A 19782-nucleotide genomic window follows, 5' to 3' on the forward strand; every position below is an offset into this window, starting at 1 on the left:
TCTATGAAACAACTTTTACCCCTTATATTATTATTTGTGGTGTTAACGGCCCATGCCCAGTCCAAGCTGTCGGATAAAACCGGCGAGTTTGTGGGCGATGTGCGCCAACTCTTGTCGGCAGGCAAGGTGGCCAATGCGGAGCAACTGTCCGCTGACCTGGAGAGCATCTGGAACAGCGGGAGACTGACCTCCCGGCAGCAGCAGCAGGTGATGGACATTAGCCAGCGCATGTACCGCAAGCGCATGACCAGCGCCCGCTTCGGCGAGTTTTTTACCATGCTCACGGCGGGCCTCAACAACCAGCGCATGCGCCCCGACCAGCTGGACAAAATGCTGGAGGTGACAGAGAAAGTGGTGCAACAGGAAAGCCAAAAGCAACTGGATCTGTTTCTGGCCACCAGCAGCCTATACCTCAGCAGCAACCGCCTGTTTCAGAGCAGCTCATACACAATGCGCGCTGTAGGCGGCACTTTCAGTTTTGAGTATGCGGGAGCGAGTAAAGCCGCTGCCGATGAGACTGCCAGCGACGCTGCCTGGGGCGACACCTCCTGGGACGATGCCACAGAGGACACTGAGACCGAGGTAGAAGACGATGGTTGGGGAACTGTGCCCGTGGCTCCCAAAAAAGAAGACAAGCAAAAGGCTGCGCAGGCCCTCCGGGAAAAAAGAAAGCGCCTCTTCGTGCCGGAGCCCCCAAAAGTGTCGGGGCCGGTGCTGCGCCTGGAGAAAGCAGATCTGGTGTTCGTGACGCTCTGGGACTCTGTCGCGATCCAGAACACGGAGGGACAGCTGATGCTGGCCACTAACGTGCTGGCGGGCAAAGGCGGAATGTTTAAATGGGAGGTGAAGGGTGCGCCCGTTTCGGCGGAGTTGCACCAGTATACCCTGAATATCGCCTATGCGGGCTTTAAGGCTCCCGATGCCTCCGTTACCTATGCCGCCGCGCTGGCCGCACCGGTGCAGGGGGCGCTGGAGTGGATGAGCAGCAGGCGGAAAAGCGGCAACTACCCATACCCCAGGTTCGTCTCCTTTACCAACGATGCGCAGGTGAATAGCCTGGGCAATAACATAAGGTATAAGGGCGGACTCTCGCTTGTAGGGAACGTGGTGGGCAGCAAACCGCAGGATGGCAGTGTGTCTGAGATCACGGTTTCGGAGGGCGGAGAGCGCAAGTTCCGTTCTCAAGCACAAAGCTATACCTTTCAGGACTCGCTGCTGCTGGCCACCCGCGCCAGCGTGGCTATCTACCAGCAAGGCGACTCGCTCACGCATCCTGCCATGCAGTTGCAGTTCGCTAAAAACACGCAGGAACTGACGCTGACAAGAAGCAAGGGGGCATATGAGAACATGCCCTTTTACGACAATTTCCATCAGGTAGAACTGTCGGCCGAGCGCCTGCAGTGGAACCTCAACGAGCCCAACATCGAGTTCTCTATCCTGAACACCAAGACGCTGGTTCCCATGCAGGTAGAGTCTGTCGATTACTTCTCCAACGAGCGGTACCAGCGGCTGGTGGGCGTGGCCCCTTTTCATCCCCTCCAGCTCCTGGTGGGGTATGCCGTGCGGGCCCGGAAGAACGATTTTTATACAGTGGATGTGGCCAAAGCCACCAAAATACAGGAAGGGGCCATCAAAGAGGCGGCCCAGACGCTCGCATATCAGGGGTATATACACTACGAGGCGGCCTCCGGCTATGTGGAGCTGAAACCGAAGGCGCTGCATTACGTGGCTGCCTCGCGCAACGCCAAAGACTATGACCACCTGGTGATCCGGTCGGTAGTGCCGTCGGGGCGCAACGCTACCCTGGACCTCAGCACCAACAGGCTCACGGTGCGGGGGGTGGAGAAGGTCGTTTTCAACACCGACACGGCCAGCGTGTACATACTGCCAAAGCGCAACGAGGTCCATATCCTCAAGAACCGGGGCATCGCCTTCGACGGGCACGTGTACGCCAGCCACCTGTCCATCGGAGGCAACGACTTTACCTTTAACTACGACGACTATACCATCGACCTGGCCAAGATAGACACGGTGGCGCTGGTAGCGGAGAACCGCCGTGGGGGGCCAGGCAAGGGCACAGACCACGTCCTGACAGGCAGCGCCGAGAGCATCGCTGGAAAGCTATATATCAACAAGCCAAACAACAAATCAGGTAACAAGTTCTTCTCCGAATACCCCAAGTTCGACGCGGTGTCCGGGGCGCAGATCGCCTTCGCGAAGCCCGGTATGGCTGGCACTGCCTTCGACAGCACGGTTTACTTCGAGATGCCGCCCTTTAAGCTCGATAGCCTCAACTCCAGAAAGGGGAGAATCGGTTTTGACGGCACCTTCAACTCCGGGGGTATTTTCCCGCCGATCAAGACGAAGATGGTGATGATGCCTGACGAAACGCTCGGGTTCAGTTACTACCCGGGGCCCAAGGGGCTCCCAGCCTATGGCGGCAAAGGAATGGTATACGATACCATCATGCTGAGCTCCGCCGGTATCCAGAGTAAAGGCATGATCAAGTACCTGGGAGCCACCGTAACCGCGCCGCTTTATACCTATTACCAGGAGGGCGTGTCGGCCACGGGGGGAGTGAAGGTGAAGATAGCCGAATCCCCGGAGGCCGCTGGCGACCTGCCGGACCTGGCACTGACCGGAGGCAGCCTGAGCTGGCGGCCACAGGCAGACACGATGTACCTGCAATCCGGTGCGGAGCCAGTGCAACTCTACCAGGGCAGCTTTGCCCTGAAGGGCGGAGTCAAGCTGTCGCCGGGCGGCATGTATGGCAGCGGGGTTTTAGACAATCCCATGGCCAGCTTTTCGTCCAGAGCGCTGCAGTTCCGGCAGAAACACATCACCGGAAGCCATGCCCAGCTGCTGGTAAAGTCTGATGAGGAGGGGCGCCCGGCAGTAAAGGCCCAGGGGGTGACCTTCGCCTATGACATGGCAAAGGGCAGCGTGGACTTTGAGAGTGAGCAGAAGGGTATGACCAGCATCGAGTTCCCGAAAGCACAGTACAAAACATCGCTGAGCAGTGCCCACTGGGACATGAAACAGCAGAAAGTCAGGCTGCAGGCCGATGCGGATGGCGGCAAAAACTGGTTCTACTCGTTGCACCCGGCGCAGGACGGGCTGCGGTTTATGGCCTCCACCGGAGAGTATGACCTGAAAACCAACCACCTGCTGGCAAGCGGGGTGCCCTATATCGCAGTCGCGGATGTGCATGTGGTGCCGGACAGCGGCCGCGTGGCTGTAGGGGCCGATGCCTCGCTCCAGACACTGCACAACGCGCGCGTGCTGGCCGACTCAGCGCAGCAATTCCACAAACTTCACCAAGGCAACATCGACATTCTCTCCCGGACAAAGTTGAAAGGAGACGCCCTGCTGGCATACCACAACGCGGCCGACGCGGCTTTCCAACTGCCGCTCACCGATTTTACCTACGCCAAACCTGAGGACCAGAAAAAAGCGGGCCCCGCCTACACGGCAGCCGTGGCCACTATCGCCGAAGACAAGTCTTTTTACATCTTCCCGCGGGCGCTGTACCGGGGCAAGGTTACCATGAGGGCTCCCATGCAGTATCTGGACTTTGACGGTGAGCTTAAGCTGAACTTTACCGGCAACCCCGAGGCCTCAGGCTGGTTCCCCTATAAAAAGGACACGCTGAACCCCGGCAATATCCGTATCCCGATCATCAACCCCAAAGCCGCCGACGGCACGCCGTTGCACACGGGCATACATGGGGCATCTGCCACAGGCAAGTTTTACAGCACCTTCGTTTCCGAAAAGCAAGCCGCCGACGACCTGGATCTGTTTGAGGTAGACGGGCTGCTGTCGTACAACAAAGACGAGCGCGAGTTTAAGATAGGCCGCGAGGCCCGCGCATACGGCGACGCCTACGAGGGCAATGTGCTGCGCTACAATGAAGCCAACAACACGGTCGGTTTTCAGGGGAAACTGAACTTGCTGAAGCCGGTGAAAGACTTCGCTGTGGAAGCCTCGGGGAGCGGCACCGCCCTCGCCGACAGCAACCGCTACGAGCTGGACGCCTTCCTGGCCTTTGACCTGTCAGTACCCGAAAAGGCGCTTCAGGCCATGGCGGCTACCCTGCGCGGAAACGCCGTGGGTGGCCCGGGTGCCGCAGAGGCCAGCCAGGAAATGCGCTATAAACTGGGTGCGCTGTTCGGCGACAGACTGGTGCAGGAGTACGTGCAAAAGTCGGCTGCCGGGTATGTGCCCCTGCCGGAGCTTTCCCGCAAGCTGGTGCGCAGCCTGGTACTGAGCGACGTGAAACTGAAATGGTCGGACGCGCAGCGCGCCTGGCACAGCGAGGGGAGCATCAGCCTGTCCAACATCCTGAAAGAGGACATCAACGCACCGCTGGACGGCTACCTGGAGCTACGGCAGGACATGAGCGGGCTGCCAGCCATGACCCTGTACCTGCAGGCCGACCCGTATACCTGGTACTACTTCAGCTTCTTCGAGAACGGTATGACGATGGCCTCTTCAGACGGGAAGTTCAACGGCGCGGTGGCTTCCAAGTCGAAAGTAAGCCGCGGCACCGCCACAGGGTATGGGGTATATGCTGGCGAGACGATCGAGAAAAACCAGTTTGTCGAGCACTTCCGCACCACATACCTCAGCGGGGAAGACGGCTTTAAAGTAGCCTCGGAGCAGGTAGTGCCGCAGTCCACGGGCAACTTCGATTTTCTGGAGGAACAGCCCAGGAAAGACAAGAAGAAGTCGCGGCGGCAGGACAGAAAAGAGGCCGAGGCGGAAGAGGCAGGGGTAGGTATGAACAACCAGGACCAGTAAACCTAGCGTATAGGAGTAGGGAAGAGGTTAATTTGGCCTCAAACCTTACTTTTATATATCTTTGAGCGTTTTTTTGCCTCCCCTTCGGGGCGCGGGCAAACCTTCAGCGTAACTAGCATACCCATGGAACTACTATTGATAGCGATTCTCAGTCTGGCAGCCTACTTAATTGGCTCTATCTCATCTGCTGTCTGGATCGGGAAAGCCTACTATGGCATCGACATCAGGCAGCACGGAAGCGGCAATTCCGGCGCCACCAACACCTTTCGGGTGTTGGGCAAGAAGCCGGGCACGGTGGTGATGCTCATCGATATCTTCAAAGGCTGGACGGCTACTTCCCTGGCGGGCTTTCTCATCATCTTCAACGCCATCGAGCCAGCCAACCTGGTGGTATACCAGCTTGTTTTCGGCGCGTTGGGGGTGCTTGGTCATATATTTCCGGTGTATGAGCGCTTTAAAGGCGGCAAGGGGGTGGCCACGCTGCTGGGTATGATGCTGGCGATAGAGCCAGTGGTGGCCCTGATGTGCATCGCCATTTTCGTGCTCGTGCTGTTTACCTCAAAGTATGTGTCGCTGGGGTCGATGCTGGCGGCGCTGGCTTTCCCGGTTTTGCTGCTCCTGCCCCGCTTCCACCCCGAAAACCCGATTCTGATTATCTTCGGCTTTATCCTGTTTGCGGTGGTGGCCCTCACGCACCGGAAAAACATCCATCGCCTGATAGCCGGAGAGGAGAGCAAGGCCAACATCAGCCTGGGCCGAAAGCGCTAACAGCGAAGCACGCGCGCCTGAAACGATCTTCCCAAAGCCATCCTGCCCCCACGCGGATGGTTTTTTATCTTAACTTCAACACACTTCCTAACACCTTCAGAACTATGAATAAATACATCAACGACAACAAAGACCGCTTTATAAACGAGCTGTTGGACATGCTGCGCATCCCCTCGGTGAGCGCCGACCCGAAGTTTAAGGGCGATGTGCTGCGCACGGCGGAGTTTGTGAAACAGCGCCTAATCGAGGCCGGTGCCGACCATGTGGAGCTGTGCGAGACAGCCGGAAACCCGATTGTCTACGGCGAGAAAATCATAGACCCGAGTTTGCCGACCGTGCTGGTATACGGTCACTACGATGTGCAGCCGGCAGACCCTTACGAGCTGTGGACCTCGCCGCCGTTTGAGCCCGTGATAAAAGACGGCAAGATATACGCGCGCGGTGCCTGCGACGACAAAGGGCAGATGTACATGCACGTGAAAGCCTTCGAAACGATGGTGCAGACCGGTAACCTGGCCTGCAACGCCAAATTCATGATTGAGGGCGAAGAAGAGGTGGGCTCTGCAAACCTGGGCATCTTCGTGAAAGAGAATAAGGAGAAGCTGAAAAGCGATGTGATCCTGATCTCGGACACGGGCATGCTGGGCAACGACACGCCGTCCATCACCACGGGACTGCGGGGTTTGAGCTACGTGGAGGTGGAGGTAACCGGCCCGAACCGCGACCTGCACTCTGGGCTATACGGCGGCGCGGTGGCCAACCCGATCAATATCCTTTGCCAGATGATCGCCTCGCTGCACGATGAGCACAATCATATCACGATCCCTGGGTTTTACGACAACGTGGACGAGCTGAGCAAAGAGGAGCGCGCAGAAATGGCCCGCGCCCCTTTCGACCTCGACAGGTATAAAAAGGCGCTGGACTTGACCGACGTGCACGGCGAGGAAGGGTATGTGACCATGGAACGAAACTCCATTCGCCCTACGCTGGATGTGAACGGCATCTGGGGAGGCTATACCGGCGAGGGGGCCAAAACCGTGATCGCCTCCAAGGCGCACGCCAAGATCTCGATGCGACTGGTGCCGCACCAGAGTTCTGAGGAAATAACCGAGAAATTTAAGAAGCACTTCGAAAGCATCGCCCCTGCCAGCGTGAAGGTAACCGTGAAGCCGCACCACGGTGGCGAGCCGGTGGTTACGCCAACAGACTCTATCGCCTACCGGGCTGCCGCCAAAGCCTATGAAGAAACATTTGGCGTGAAGCCCGTGCCGGTGCGCAGCGGCGGTTCCATACCCATTGTGGCCATGTTTAAGTCGGAGCTCGGGCTGGATTCGGTGCTCATGGGCTTTGGCCTGGACTCGGATGCCATCCACTCCCCGAACGAGCATTTCGGGATTTTCAACTACATGAAAGGCATCGAGACCATTCCGCTGTTTTACAGGCATTTTGCCGAGATGCAGCAGTAGCCACCAACTACACAACAGTCTGGTAAAAAAGCGGCCCGGTGGAGCATATCCACCGGGCCGCTGGCATTAGCGCCGCATCATCTCAATCGTGTTGGGCGGTTGCAGCAGGTACCCCACGCTCAGCCTGAAGTCTAGGTTTTTCTGGTCGAGGTCTTTGGTGACCGAGCGGAAGCCGCCGGTGTTGCGGAAGCTCATGAACAAGCCGTTGTCCAGCATAATGCCCAGCCCCACGGTATAACCATAGTCGAAGCGCTGCAGCCGGTCGGAGGTATAAAACGCGGGTGGCGACGTGCCGGAGGTGCTTACCTCGAAGGTGTTGTTGGTTGCCAGCAGATAGCCCGCGTAAGGTCCGGCCTCAGCAAACAATCCGCCTTTTTGCAGTTTGAACAGCAAGGGGAGCTCCAGGTAGTGCAGCCGCAGATCTCCCGTCACCTCATCGTTCTGGTTAAAAGAGTAGTCTTCATACACAAAGCCCTTTTGGGCATACAGCAGCTCGGCCTGCACGGCTATCCTCGACACGAACTCGTAGCTCACAATGCCACCGGCATGATACACGCCCAGGTAGTTTGTGTAATCAGACGAGCCGTCTGTGCCATGCGGGCTGGCAAAGCCAACGCCGCCTTTCGCCCCGAAGCGGGCATATTGCGCCTCTGCCATAAGCAGTGGGGCCAGCAGGAGAGTTAGAGATAGCACGAGTGTTTTCATAGGGATATAGCGATAGGTATAAGCTTGTTTACTCTGGCATGCGGTAAATAGTTTGTGGCGACAATAGGGTATATGAGCATGTTTAAACTTCATCTTTTGGGCTGCAAATTGCTCATTAAGGAACCTGACTTTGCCTTTTTATCACCCCATAGCGCTGCTATGCGGCTCAAAAAACGCTTCGCCAGAACCCTTCCTGAACAATTTTCGCTTCCAAAAACGAAATTTAAACATGCTATAAAAAAAGCCAGCCCTGCCCAAAGGGCAAGGCTGGCTTGGTATCTTCGTGTTTACTGTGGGCTGTTAGCGGCCGAATGTGAAACCGACAGTTGCCATGATGGTCGAGTGACGGGCTCCGGTCAGGTCACCCTCGAAGTACTCCTCTGGGTTTTTGTCCACAAAGTCTGTCAGGCTGCCATTATAACGCACGCCCAGCGTGATGCCGCTGCTGGTGGCAAACCCCAGGCCGGCTGCATAACCGATCTCGAACCGCTTAAAGCCGTCGATGTCGCGGTCTGTTGTGGTGGAAGAGTAGGGCTCACCGTTCAACGACTCTTTGATCTTGTTGTTGACGCTGAGCAGGTATGACGCCTGCGGACCCGCTTCAAAGTAAATCGGGCCGGCTTTGATTTTTGCCAGCACCGGCAGGTCAAGGTAGTTGTAGTTCATCTCGCCTTTGCGCTCCAGCGTGCCCAGTGGCGAGCTTATTTCGGAGTCCTGGTACTTAAAGCCTTTGTTCGAGTAGAGCAATTCTGGCTGGATGAAGAAAAAATTCTCGACAACCGGAATGCCATAGGTAAGCCCTGCGTGAAAGCCGACTTTGTTCTCGTACCTGGACTCATTTTTCAGGTCGCCTTCGAGGTTCGAAAAGTTAGCGCCGCCTCTGATTCCCAAACCAGATTGAGCCTGTGCCGCCACTAAAGAGGCCAGCACGAATGCAAATGAGAATAATAGCTTTTTCATAAGTTTACGTGTGTTGTTCTGCATACCCTGCAAACGCACGGCATACAGGTAAATTGAAAATTAGAGGTTAAAAATTTGTGATGTTGCACATGCAAGCCCTATTGAGCCGCCCGGTAAACGCGCGCCATTTTCCGGTGTTCAGGGGGCTGTGTCTGCAGCTTGCGGAGGACATTACAACAAGTAGGCCAAAATATAAAAATGGCCTATATAGTAACTGCAATTCTGTGAAACATCGTTTTGGGAGGGCAGAAAGTAACCCAGTGGAAGCAAAAGAAGCCCGACGCTAGCCGGGCTTCTTCATTTCATAGATTTAGATTGTACTAAGGCAAACCGCTTCTTATCTGCTTGGCAGCATATACCCTACCGTCAGCATAAACACGTCGTTGCGTCTGTCAGAAACACTCGCATCATCGTTCAGCTTTGAAACATCGCCGTTGTAGCGCACGCCAATGCTAAGCCCCAGTGGGGTAGAGGCAAGGCCGATACCTGCTGCATAGCCAAAGCTGGTGGCTTTGTAAAAATCAAGGTCATCCACAACGTTGTTTCCGCCTTCCTCAATATCGCCGCCAATCCGGAACGATACCTGCGGGCCAGCCTCAAAATAGAGGGGGCCAGCATTTACTTTGGCCAGCACCGGCACGTCGATATAGCTTAGCTTTATCTTGCGGTTGTCGTCCTTCGACTCAGCGCCTTTTTTAGAGAATAGTACTTCCGGCTGCAGCGAGAGGAAGTTATCGGAGGTCAGGGCAATCTGCGAGGTGATACCCGCATGAAAGCCAAACATTCTGTCTGAATAGTCGGTAGGGTCATCGCCAGTCAGGCCAGAGTAGTTGGCACCTACGCGCACACCGAATCGTGGCGTCTGCGCCTGGGCAGCTACCACTGTAGTTAAGATAAAAGCAAAAAGCAAAAGTGTCTTCTTCATAAGGTCATTTTTAGTGAAAACTTGTGTTCATCGGGACCTAGGGCAGAACCATAGGCGTCCAATGTAAGGCTATTACGCAGCATCTGGAGAAAGGTATAGGTCGAAAAGCTTATTTTGGTGACAGTGGGACACAATCTGGTTAACCGCAGTCCAGGCTAAAGGAAAAAACACCCTATATAGTATACAAGCTATGGCTTATGCTAAGGAGGTATAAACCAAACGGTTCCGTTTTAAAGTTTTTGACCCTTGAGATGCTGGCGCTTTATGGAAAAGGCCTTGTAAAAAGTTCAATTTTAGTTTCTGTGCTTATCGCCAGTAGCCACTCGACAGCCTGTATTTCTTTAAGAAACCTATAGACTAAAGCCATGTGCCCGGTATAACTTTGGAGAGATTAAGCCTTGCAGACGGTAGGGAGAGGGTGGCTAAAAAGCAAGAGACAGTGTCATTAAAGCACAAGGAGCAGCAATAATTAATTTTAAGTGTTAAAGTAACACTGCATGTTGCAAATTATAAACGTGTTTTATACATTTAATGAAGTATGATGCTAGGCTGTTATATATCAGAGTATTGCAGGGTGACAAAGCTTTAGATGCTAAGATCGAAAAATTTGTTGTCTGTACTTTTAATCTCTTACGCAATTAATGTCTCTCTAAATTTAATGAAACGATTATGAAAAAGAACCTTTACAGAATTCCGGCGCTTTGCCTTTTGTTTGTCTTTATGCTGTCGTCCCGGCTATATGCACTGGACGGGAATTACGGCTCACATGACCCCGGGGCGCTTATCAAAGACGGTAATAAATACTGGATGTTCACCACCGGGGCGGGTATATACGCTGCCTATTCAGAAGACCTGATTACCTGGACGCCGGGCCCACAGACCATATTTCCGATCGGTACCTGGCCCGCATGGATCAATCAGGCTGTGCCTGGGTTTAACGGCGATTTCTGGGCACCGGAATGCGTATTTCTGAACGGCCGCTATTACCTCTATTATTCCTGCTCCACCTTTGGCTCCACCAGGTCAGCGATCGGTGTGGCCTCCAGCCCTACACTGGACCAGAACTCCCCTAATTATCAATGGACAGACCATGGGCAGGTGGTTGCCTCAACCGTGAGCTCTGACGTGAACGCAATCGACCCGGCCATCTTCAAAGACACGAATGGCAAGGTATACATGACGTATGGCTCTTTTTCGGCAGGCATAGGTGTAGTGGAGCTTGAGCCGACTACAGGGAAATTAAAGGCAGGAGCGGCGATCGCAAAAGTGGCAGGAGGCAACGGTGCTTCCTGGGAGGCGCCTTACCTTTTTAAGGAAGGCCAGTATTACTACATGATCGTGAACAGAGGATTTTGCTGCAGAGGATCTAACAGTACCTACTATCTGGTGATGGGACGCTCAACCAGCGTGAACGGCCCCTATGTGGACAAGGCAGGCGTAAACCTGAAAAGCGGGGGAGGCACGACCATTCTTGGGTCTTCGGGGAAGTATGTGGGGCCGGGACACTTTGGTTTGCTGCGCGAGAATGGGTATAACTTCGTGTCCTTGCACTACTATGACAAGGATGACAACGGGAACGCGAAACTGGATATAGCGAACTTAGGATTTGATGCGGCTGGCTGGCCCTTTCTCACCCGGGACTGGGTAGCGGCCGGAAGGTATAAGGTAAAAAACCAAAACAGTCAGCTCGTCTGGGACTCGTGGGGGTGTACCGGCAAACTGGGCGAGCGGCTGGCACAGGGCAGTTGGGCAAGCCTCACATGCCAGCAGTGGGATTTTACCCCGGTCGGTAACGGCGTATACACCATCAAGTCGGCCCAAAGCGGCCTCGCCCTCAGCCTGACCCCAGCCGCAGCAGGCACATGCAACACAGCCTGGGGCACGAAACTGGAACTGGCCACGCCGCAGAGTATCGACTGCCAGAAGTTTAAGATTGAGAGGGCCATTGATGGGGCCTGTGTTTTCAGGTCGCTGGCAAACAATGCGATCGTAGAGGTGCCCTACGCTTCTACAGCATCGGGCACCGAACTCGCGGTTTGGGGAAACACCGGATGCAGGTGCCAGCGCTGGTACATCGAAAACCCACTGCAGGCTGCGGCTGCCGCTCCTTTAAATACGGTGGTAAAGCCAGAAGCCAATAGCCTGATGGCATACCCCAACCCGGCCACGAGCCAGTCTTCCATCGCATTCTCTCTAAAGCAGGGAGGCGCATATCGCCTGCTGCTCTACGACACAAGCGGAAAGCTGCTTGAGATTTTAGACAGCGGCCTATTGCCAGCAAACGGACAGGGGCAGCACACATTAGAAGCTGGGAAATATGCTCAAGGTATGTATCTGCTTCAATTGGTAACCGGCACTGAAGTAGTCAGCCACCGCATTATCGTACGGAAATAGTTCGCTGCCATAGGCACAGTACGGTATAAAAACAGCAACAGCCCTCGCAGTCATGAGGGCTGTTGCTGTTTTATACCGATTTGCAAACTCAACTGCCTGTGCTATGCGGCAGCCGCATAGGATGGAAAGGTATGGTTTTTAGTCCTGTCAGCTTCCGGCCCAGCCTTCGCGGTCGAGGCTGCGGTACTGTATGGCTTCGGCCAGATGTTCTATTTTGATGGCCTCACTATCTGCAAGGTCCGCAATGGTTCGGCTCACTTTCAGGATGCGGTCGTAGGCGCGGGCAGAGAGGCCCAGCCGCTCCATGGCCGTCTTCAGCAGGGTGCGACCGGCCTCATTTATCTGGCATACTTCCTTCACCATCTGCGAGGGCATCATGGCGTTGGAGTGCACCTGGGGCATGTCCTTGAATCGCTCAGTCTGCAGCCTGCGGGCAACTTCCACGCGCTCGCGCACCGTGGCGCTGTCTTCGGCCTTGCGCGTGGCCGTCATTTCGTCAAACGTGACGGGCGTCACCTCCACGTGCAGGTCGATGCGGTCCAGCAACGGGCCGCTTACCTTGTTCAGGTAGCGCTGCACCACGCCGGGCCCGCACACGCAATCTTTCTCCGGATGATTATAATAGCCACAGGGGCAGGGGTTCATACTGGCCACCAGCATAAAGTTGGCCGGAAAATCGAGGGTGGTTTTGGCGCGGGAGATCGTGACGCGGCGTTCTTCGAGCGGCTGCCGCATCACCTCCAGCACCGTGCGCTTAAACTCCGGCAGCTCATCCAGAAACAGCACGCCGTTGTGCGCCAGCGAAATCTCGCCGGGCTGCGGAATGCCGCCGCCCCCTACCAGGGCTACATCGGATATGGTATGGTGCGGCGAGCGGTATGGGCGGGTGGTCAGGAGAGAGGCCGCCTCGCCGAGCTTGCCGGCCACCGAGTGGATTTTGGTCGTTTCCAGCGCCTCGTGCATTGAGAGGGGCGGCAGGATAGAGGGAAGGCGCTTGGCCAGCATCGTTTTGCCAGCGCCCGGTGGGCCGATCATAATCACGTTGTGGCCACCGGCGGCGGCAATTTCCAGGGCCCGCTTGATGTTTTCCTGCCCCTGCACATCGGCAAAGTCAGCCGCATACAGGTCCACCGTTCCCTGAAACACTTCCCGGGTGTTGATCACCACCGGCGGGATCTCGCGCTTCCCGTCCAGAAACTCAATGGCCTCTAAAATCGTGGTCACCCCGATCACGTCCAGATTGTTCACGATGGCCGCCTCTACAGCGTTCTGAGCTGGCAGTATAATCCCCTTAAAGCCTTCTTTGCGGGCTTGGATGGCAATCGGCAGCACCCCTTTCAGGGGGCGCAGCGACCCGTCGAGCGACAGCTCGCCCATAATCATGTACTCCGACACTCTGGCGAGTCCCATCTGCCCGGAAGCTGCCAGGATTCCCATGGCAATGGTCAGGTCGTAGGCCGAGCCCTCTTTACGGATATCGGCGGGGGCCATGTTGATGACGATCTTCTGGCGCGGGATTTTATACCCATACTGCTTCAGCGCAGACTCGATCCGCTGCTCACCTTCTTTCACGGCGTTATCAGGCAAACCAACCAGGAAATATTTGGTGCCGGCACTCACGTTTACCTCGATGGTAATGGTATAGGCGTTCACGCCCTGCACGGCGCTGCCAAAAGTTTTGATGAGCATTTGTTCGGGATGAATTCTTTTTTTAGTGTAATTTGAAGGGCCAACATCCGGCCGGAAAACAAAGTTCTAAAATTGCACTAAATATAAAGAAAGGAATTTTGTTTTTGCTTTTTGGTTGAACTATTAGCCTGCATAAGCTGAAGACTTTAAAGGAAGAGTGGAGAAGCGGAGAGATGATATATATTTTTAGAAGTAGTGTTTTGAACAAAGCCATACCCTTATGCAGCCCAAAAAGGAAGTAGCGCCTGCCCCCGCGCCAACCCAAAAGAGTACGCTGGTTATTTTCAACCAGGCGCAGAACAAGGTGCGTGAACAGCTCATGCACGGGCAGCCACTGTCGGAGGTGCTCGAAACCCTGATCAAGGCGTTGCAGCAAGTGCACATGGGTATGAAAGGGGCCATTCTGTCGGTAAACCAGGAAACGCAGACTCTCCATTCCGCGTGCGCCTCCGACCTGCCCAAGTCTTACACAGACCAGATTGAGGGATTGAAGGTGCGCCTTGGCGAAGGTTCGTGCGGGTCGGCGGCGTTTCTGAAGGAGCGCGTGATCGTGGAGAACATCGCGGCAGACAGTCGGTGGGGCGAGTTTCATATTGCACTGGACTATGGCTTGCGCGCCTGCTGGTCAGAGCCGATCCTATCGTCGGACAGAGCGAAAGTGCTGGGGACCTTTGCCATGTACTACGACACCGTGAAGACGCCTTTGGCAGAGGAGATTGAGCTGCTGGAACTAGCCGCGGGCCTGGCGGGCACGGCCATGGAGTGGCATCAGGTACTGAACGAGCGGAAGCTGCTGGAGAGCAACCTGCGGGAGGTAAACAGCGATTTGCTGGGGCTGAACAGAGACCTGGACAAACGCGTGCAAGACCGCACCACAGCGCTGGAGTATCAGAACAGGATCAACAAAACCATTACAGACAATGCCACCGCTGCCCTGTTTATGATGAATGAGAATGGCTACTGTACCTTCATGAACCCCGCCGCTGTTGCCATGATCGGGTTTACGATGGAGGAGGTAAAGGAAAAGCCATTGCACGACCTGATACACCATACCCACCCGGACGGCACCCACTACCCGATGGCCGAGTGCCCCATAGACCGTGCCCTGCCCCAGGACAGCTCTGTGCGGGCGCATGAGGATGTGTTCATCCGAAAGGACGGGACGTTTTTCCCGGTGCTGTGCGCGGCAAGCCCGATAAAAGAGAACGGTGTGCCTGTGGGCACCGTGGTTGAGGTGCGCGACGTGACCAGGGAGAAGCAAGCCCAGCAGGAGATTGTCGAAAGCGCGGAGCGTTTCAAGATGCTGCTGGAGGCCATGCCGCAATTGTCGTGGACGGCCAACGCAGCTGGCGAACTGGATTATATCAACGATCGCTGGATAAGCGACTATAGCCATGAAGACCCCCAAATCTATGGCTTTGGCGCGACATGGATGAAGTCCGTGCACCCCGACGACGTGGCACACGTGGACAAGGCCTGGGCACACGCTGTGGCAACCGGCCAGAATTACGAGACAGTGTTCCGGATACGGCAGCTCGATGGCGTGCACCGCTGGCACCTTGTGCGGGCACTCCCGCTCCGCGACCGGCAGGGCAAGGTGATGAAGTGGTTTGGCACAAGCACCGACATTCATGAGCAGCGCCTGGCCATGGAGCACCTGGCGCAAACCCAGGCGCAATTAGAGCAGGCCAACGGAGAGCTGAGCCAGAAAAACCAGGAGCTGACCCGCACCAACGCAGACCTGGATAACTTTATCTATACCGCCTCGCACGACCTTCGCGCCCCGATCATCAACCTGGAAGGGCTACTGGTGGCACTGGAAGAGGAGCTGGGGGAGCCGACAGAAAACATCCGGCCGTTGCTGGGCATGATGGACAGGGCGATTGTACGTTTCAAGAAAACGATCGAAGACCTGACGGACATCTCAAAGACACAGCGAAACACGGACGAAGTCTCCGAGATCATTGACCTGCCCGAGCTGCTGGATGAGGTAAAGGAAAGTGTGTGCGAACTGATCAGGAAAGAGGCCGCCACCATAACAAGCGACTTCTCGGATATGAACACGATAAGGTTCTCCCAGAAGAATCTGCGCAGCATACTCTACAACCTGGTAAGCAACGCGATAAAATACCGTTCCCCGGAAAGGCCGGCTATGGTAAAAGTAAGCGCGGTGAAAGTGCACGATCAGGTGCGGCTGCGGGTGCAAGACAACGGGCTGGGGGTAAACATGAGCTATGCAGACCAGTTGTTCGGGATGTTCAAGCGCCTCCACGACCATGTAGAGGGATCGGGTGTAGGACTATACATCGTGAAGCGGATCGTGGAAAATGCCAATGGCCGTATTGAGGTGCAAAGCGAGATAGGCGCAGGCACCACCATTGATGTATACCTGCCGCTGTAGCTAAAATCCTAACCAGTAATTTCTGATACCTGTTAGAAACGGACTGCTTTTGCAATACTACAGAGACAAGCAAAAAGAGCCTCCCTGCTTTTATACCCTAAAAGTAGGGAGGCTCTTTAATTAGGTGCAATAAAGCTATTGCAGCCGCGTCATGTCCGGGTGTATCGGGAGGTATGTGCCCGTCACGTCTTCGCCGGGCTGATGCACGGTGATGGCGCTGCACACGCTGTCGGGCACCGTCACCTCAAAGGCAATGCCCTGCGGCTGCGCATCATACACATATACCTTTTGCTGTTGGGCGTTGGTATAATAGGCAAGCGGCTGCAGTTGCCCATACCCCTGCCTGATTTCGGGTAAGGAGTTGCCTGTGCCGATACCGCTGGCAGTCCGGAACCGCGGCGAGGTAACCTGCACCTGTTGCACCTTCGGCGGCGTGTCTTGGCCGTCAAAGTTATTGACGGTATACACGGCCACATACTGGCGCGGCCCGCTGTTGCCCTTGCTCACCCAGAACAATAGCGCCTTCCCCATCGCTGCGTCTCCGCTGTCTGCCTCGCCCAACGTGTTGTTGAGCTGTTCAGCCGTCATCCCTAACTGTACCTGGCCGATACGCTCACCGGCTATAATCAGAAAGGCGCTGTCGGGAGCGGCAGGCGCTGCGGGTACGGTAGCGGCAGTGTCCGCTGTAGCGACAGGGTTAGCCTCTGCCGGGCTGCTGTTGTCGTGGGGTTGGCAGGAGAGCAGGCTGAAGATGAGTATAAGGTATAGCGGGTATTTCATACGGGAGATGGCTGGGGAATAGTAGCCCAGCCAACCTGTATACGCAGCTGTGCCGCGCACCGACCTCACAGCGTCTGCAAGACCTGTGAGTGTCTGAGGCAATAGGCCGTTCCGATGCAAAAGAGACGCAGAATAGTGCGCCTTTACTTCCAGATCTATGCGCTTCTCCTGCACGAGTCTGACCTGGCAAAGGCTGTTGCGAAACGACACTCACAGGTCTTGCAGACACTGTGAGGTCTTGTCTGGGGATGGCCTTCGAACCTAGGTCAGCTTTTGCTCCAGCAGCAGGATCAGGATGTGGATTACCTTGATATGAATCTCCTGCACCCGGTCGGCATAGCCAAAGTGCGGCACGCGGATCTCCGCATCGCAAAGCGGAGCCAGTTTGCCGCCGTCTTTGCCCGTCAGGCCCACCACTTTCATACCCCTGGCTTTGGCCGCTTCAGCCGCTTTCAGCACGTTGCCGGAGTTGCCGCTGGTGCTGATGGCCAGCAGCACGTCGGCGGGGTTGCCCAGCGCCTCTACGTAGCGCGAGAACACGGCATCATACCCGTAGTCGTTGCTGACGCAGCTCATGTGGCTGGCATCCGAAATGGCGATGGCGGGCAGGGCGCGGCGGTCGTTGCGGTAGCGGCCGGTCAGCTCTTCGGCAAAGTGCATAGCATCGCACATCGAGCCGCCGTTGCCGCAGCTCAGTATCTTGCCCCCGTTTTGGATGGCGCTGGCCATGGTGTTGGCCGCCTGCTCAATGGCCGAAATGTTATGTTCGTCTTTCAAAAAGGCCGTCAGCACATCTTGTGCCTGTGTCAGTTCTGTGAGTATGGTTGTTGTAGCTGTCATGTATGGTATGTGCGTGGCGAACGCCGCCGCTTATGCGTTGTGGGGTAACAGTTATGCTAAGCTGTGAGTTGCATTTGGGTGAGCCGGGCATACAGGCCGCTGTGCTGCTGCAGTTCCTCGTGCGTGCCGCGCTCCACAATACGGCCCTGCTGCAGCACCAGAATCTCGTCGGCATGCTGGATGGTGCTGAGGCGATGCGCAATTACCACCGAGGTTCTGTTGCGCATCAGGTTCGTGAGCGCCTCCTGCACCAGCTTCTCCGATTCGGTGTCGAGGGCCGAGGTGGCCTCGTCCAGGATCAGGATCGGCGGGTTTTTGAGGATGGCGCGCGCAATGCTCAGGCGCTGCCGCTGGCCCCCGGACAGCTTCCCGCCCCGGTCGCCGATCACGGTTTGGTAGCCGTCTTCGGTATGGACGATGAACTCGTGGGCATTCGCGATTTTGGCGGCGGCAATCACTTCGGCTTCCGTGGCGTCGGTTTTGTTAAAGGCGATGTTGTTGAAAATGGTGTCGTTGAAGAGAATCGACTCCTGCGTCACCACCCCGATCTTGTCGCGCACCGACTCCATGGTATACTCCCGGATATCGTGCCCGTCTATATATATGGCGCCCGCTGTTGGGTCGTAAAAGCGCGGCAGCAGATCGGCCAGCGTGGACTTGCCTCCGCCCGATGGGCCCACTAACGCGATGGTCTTTCCTTTTTCTATGGTAAAGTTGATGTCCTGCAGCACGGGTTTGCCGCCATACCCAAAACCGACCTGACTAAACTCAATCTTCTCAGTGAAAGCAGGCAGCACTTTGGCGTCTGGCTTGTTCACAATCTGCGGCTTTGTGTCAATCACCTGCAGCACCCGCTCCCCCGATACCAGTCCGCGTTGAATGTTGCTGAACGACGAAGACATGGCCTTGGCCGGCACCAGCACCTGCGAGAACAGGATGATATAGGTAATGAACTCCGCCGGCGTCAGCTCCGACTGCTGGTTCAGCACCATGTTGCCACCGTAATACAGCAGGCCCGCCACCACCGTCACGCCCATAAACTCGGAGAGGGGAGAGGCCAGGTCGCGTTTGTTGGCAATGGAGCGCTGGATGTGCGCATACCGGCTGTTCTGCTGATGGAACTTGTCGAGGATGAACGGCTCGGCGTTAAAGGCCTTTATCACGCGCATGCCGCTCAATGTCTCATCAATAATCGTCAGGATGAAGCTGAGAGAGTCCTGGCCCTGCTTGGCGCGACGCTTCAAACGCTTGGAGATACCCGCGATGATACCACCCGATATCGGCAGCAGCAGCAGCGTGAACAGCGTGAGTTCTACTGACATCGTGAACAGGATAATAAAGAAGGCGATGATGGAAATCGGCTCGCGCACCACCGTCGTCAGCGTGCTCACTACCGAGCTCTCCACCTCCTGGATGTCCACGGTGAGGCGCGTCATCAGGTCGCCTTTGCGCTCGTTGGAGAAGTAGCCCAGTTGCAGCTCCGTGATGCGCTGGTAAATGGTCTGGCGCATGTTGCGCACCACGTGCGCCCGCAATGCCCCCACAATCCGGAAGGCCAGGTAGCGGAACAGGTTGGCCAGGAAAACGGAGGCTACCACCAGCAGGCACACAAACAGCAACGCGCCCTCGCGCCCCTCCTGCTGTATCACCTGCCCGAAATAGTAGTTGAAGAAATCCTTGAAAAACTCGATGTTGAGGCTGAACTCCGGGCGCGTGGCCGTCATAGCGGCGGCTTCCTCGGGGCTCACCTCGCCAAAAAGCACATTCAGCAAGGGTATGATCAGGGTGAAGTTGAAGAGGCCAAAGATGATGCCCAGGATGGTATAAAGTGAGTACAGCGGTACAAACCGGCTATAGGGTTTGGCAAACTGCAGAATGCGAAGGTAGGTCTTCATGATGGTATAAAATGTGGCCGCCATGCCTGCCGCACCTTGTCTTGTGGGCAAAGCGCGGCAGTTTCAGGTCTTTTATACATAGGCCCCTGCATTGGTGCTGCCGCGATGGCTGCCGCAAAGATACTTATTAAAAGGCAGAAAAGAGAAGGGGCAGAAATT

At 55.8% G+C, this 19782-nt stretch carries 11 protein-coding genes and 1 pseudogene; 5 read left to right on the plus strand and 7 right to left on the minus strand.

Features of this window, described 5'->3' with window-relative positions; all coding sequences use genetic code 11:
• Window positions 1–3: 3 nt before the first annotated feature.
• The 3 genes from MKJ04_RS08150 to MKJ04_RS08160 all read left to right on the plus strand — a co-directional run bounded on the left by MKJ04_RS08150 (window position 4) and on the right by MKJ04_RS08160 (window position 7034).
• Entirely contained in the window at window positions 4–4800 is a 4797-nt protein-coding gene (locus MKJ04_RS08150) for a hypothetical protein (protein WP_241641096.1), read from the plus strand.
• A 123-nt stretch (window positions 4801–4923) separates the two neighbouring features.
• On the plus strand, window positions 4924–5568 hold the full coding sequence (gene plsY / locus MKJ04_RS08155; RefSeq protein WP_241641097.1) for a glycerol-3-phosphate 1-O-acyltransferase PlsY: 645 nt from the start codon (window positions 4924–4926) through the stop codon (window positions 5566–5568).
• Between the two features lie 104 nt (window positions 5569–5672).
• Window positions 5673–7034: a dipeptidase gene (locus MKJ04_RS08160; protein WP_241641098.1), complete on the plus strand. Its 1362-nt coding sequence runs from the start codon at window positions 5673–5675 to the stop codon at window positions 7032–7034.
• A gap of 66 nt (window positions 7035–7100) precedes the next feature.
• On the opposite strand, the gene MKJ04_RS08165 is transcribed toward MKJ04_RS08160, so the two are convergent.
• The 3 genes from MKJ04_RS08165 to MKJ04_RS08175 form a co-directional block, all read right to left on the minus strand.
• Window positions 7101–7739, minus strand: a complete 639-nt coding sequence (locus MKJ04_RS08165; protein ID WP_241641099.1) for a porin family protein — start codon at window positions 7737–7739, stop codon at window positions 7101–7103.
• Window positions 7740–8039: 300 nt separating this feature from the next.
• On the minus strand, window positions 8040–8699 hold the full coding sequence (locus tag MKJ04_RS08170) for a porin family protein (protein WP_241641100.1): 660 nt from the start codon (window positions 8697–8699) through the stop codon (window positions 8040–8042).
• Between the two features lie 337 nt (window positions 8700–9036).
• On the minus strand, window positions 9037–9624 hold the full coding sequence (locus MKJ04_RS08175) for a porin family protein (RefSeq protein WP_241641101.1): 588 nt from the start codon (window positions 9622–9624) through the stop codon (window positions 9037–9039).
• A 669-nt stretch (window positions 9625–10293) separates the two neighbouring features.
• On the opposite strand from MKJ04_RS08175, the gene MKJ04_RS08180 reads away from it, so the two are divergent.
• Window positions 10294–12018, plus strand: coding sequence for a family 43 glycosylhydrolase (locus MKJ04_RS08180; protein ID WP_241641102.1), 1725 nt, complete (start codon window positions 10294–10296; stop codon window positions 12016–12018).
• 147 nt (window positions 12019–12165) lie between these two features.
• Here MKJ04_RS08180 and MKJ04_RS08185 read toward each other — a convergent pair.
• Window positions 12166–13737 (minus strand): annotated as a pseudogene (locus MKJ04_RS08185) (YifB family Mg chelatase-like AAA ATPase); the annotation flags it as partial.
• A gap of 190 nt (window positions 13738–13927) precedes the next feature.
• Here MKJ04_RS08185 and MKJ04_RS08190 point away from each other — a divergent pair.
• A complete protein-coding gene (locus MKJ04_RS08190; RefSeq protein ID WP_241641104.1) occupies window positions 13928–16108 on the plus strand; it encodes a PAS domain S-box protein in 2181 nt (726 codons plus the stop codon).
• 135 nt (window positions 16109–16243) lie between these two features.
• Here the strand turns inward: MKJ04_RS08190 and MKJ04_RS08195 are convergent, their stop codons facing one another.
• Genes MKJ04_RS08195 through MKJ04_RS08205 form a run of 3 tightly spaced genes read right to left on the minus strand, consistent with a single transcriptional unit; the run spans window position 16244 to window position 19623 of the window.
• A complete protein-coding gene (locus MKJ04_RS08195) occupies window positions 16244–17098 on the minus strand; it encodes a hypothetical protein (protein WP_241641105.1) in 855 nt (284 codons plus the stop codon).
• Window positions 17099–17149: 51 nt separating this feature from the next.
• Window positions 17150–17728, minus strand: a complete 579-nt coding sequence (lpcA, locus tag MKJ04_RS08200) for a D-sedoheptulose 7-phosphate isomerase (RefSeq protein WP_241641106.1) — start codon at window positions 17726–17728, stop codon at window positions 17150–17152.
• 56 nt (window positions 17729–17784) lie between these two features.
• Complete coding sequence (locus tag MKJ04_RS08205; protein ID WP_241641123.1) at window positions 17785–19623, minus strand: ABC transporter ATP-binding protein; 1839 nt, start codon at window positions 19621–19623, stop codon at window positions 17785–17787.
• Window positions 19624–19782 lie beyond the last annotated feature (159 nt).

Origin of the sequence: Pontibacter sp. E15-1, from assembly GCF_022601975.1 — a bacterium.
Taxonomy (GTDB): domain Bacteria; phylum Bacteroidota; class Bacteroidia; order Cytophagales; family Hymenobacteraceae; genus Pontibacter.

Coding starts and splice junctions, on each gene's coding strand:
- MKJ04_RS08150 (WP_241641096.1), top strand. CDS start 4: ATGAAACAACTTTTACCCCTTATATTATTATTTGTGGTGTTAACGGCC.
- plsY (WP_241641097.1), top strand. CDS start 4,924: ATGGAACTACTATTGATAGCGATTCTCAGTCTGGCAGCCTACTTAATT.
- MKJ04_RS08160 (WP_241641098.1), top strand. CDS start 5,673: ATGAATAAATACATCAACGACAACAAAGACCGCTTTATAAACGAGCTG.
- MKJ04_RS08165 (WP_241641099.1), bottom strand. CDS start 7,739: ATGAAAACACTCGTGCTATCTCTAACTCTCCTGCTGGCCCCACTGCTT.
- MKJ04_RS08170 (WP_241641100.1), bottom strand. CDS start 8,699: ATGAAAAAGCTATTATTCTCATTTGCATTCGTGCTGGCCTCTTTAGTG.
- MKJ04_RS08175 (WP_241641101.1), bottom strand. CDS start 9,624: ATGAAGAAGACACTTTTGCTTTTTGCTTTTATCTTAACTACAGTGGTA.
- MKJ04_RS08180 (WP_241641102.1), top strand. CDS start 10,294: ATGAAAAAGAACCTTTACAGAATTCCGGCGCTTTGCCTTTTGTTTGTC.
- MKJ04_RS08190 (WP_241641104.1), top strand. CDS start 13,928: ATGCAGCCCAAAAAGGAAGTAGCGCCTGCCCCCGCGCCAACCCAAAAG.
- lpcA (WP_241641106.1), bottom strand. CDS start 17,728: ATGACAGCTACAACAACCATACTCACAGAACTGACACAGGCACAAGAT.
- MKJ04_RS08205 (WP_241641123.1), bottom strand. CDS start 19,623: ATGAAGACCTACCTTCGCATTCTGCAGTTTGCCAAACCCTATAGCCGG.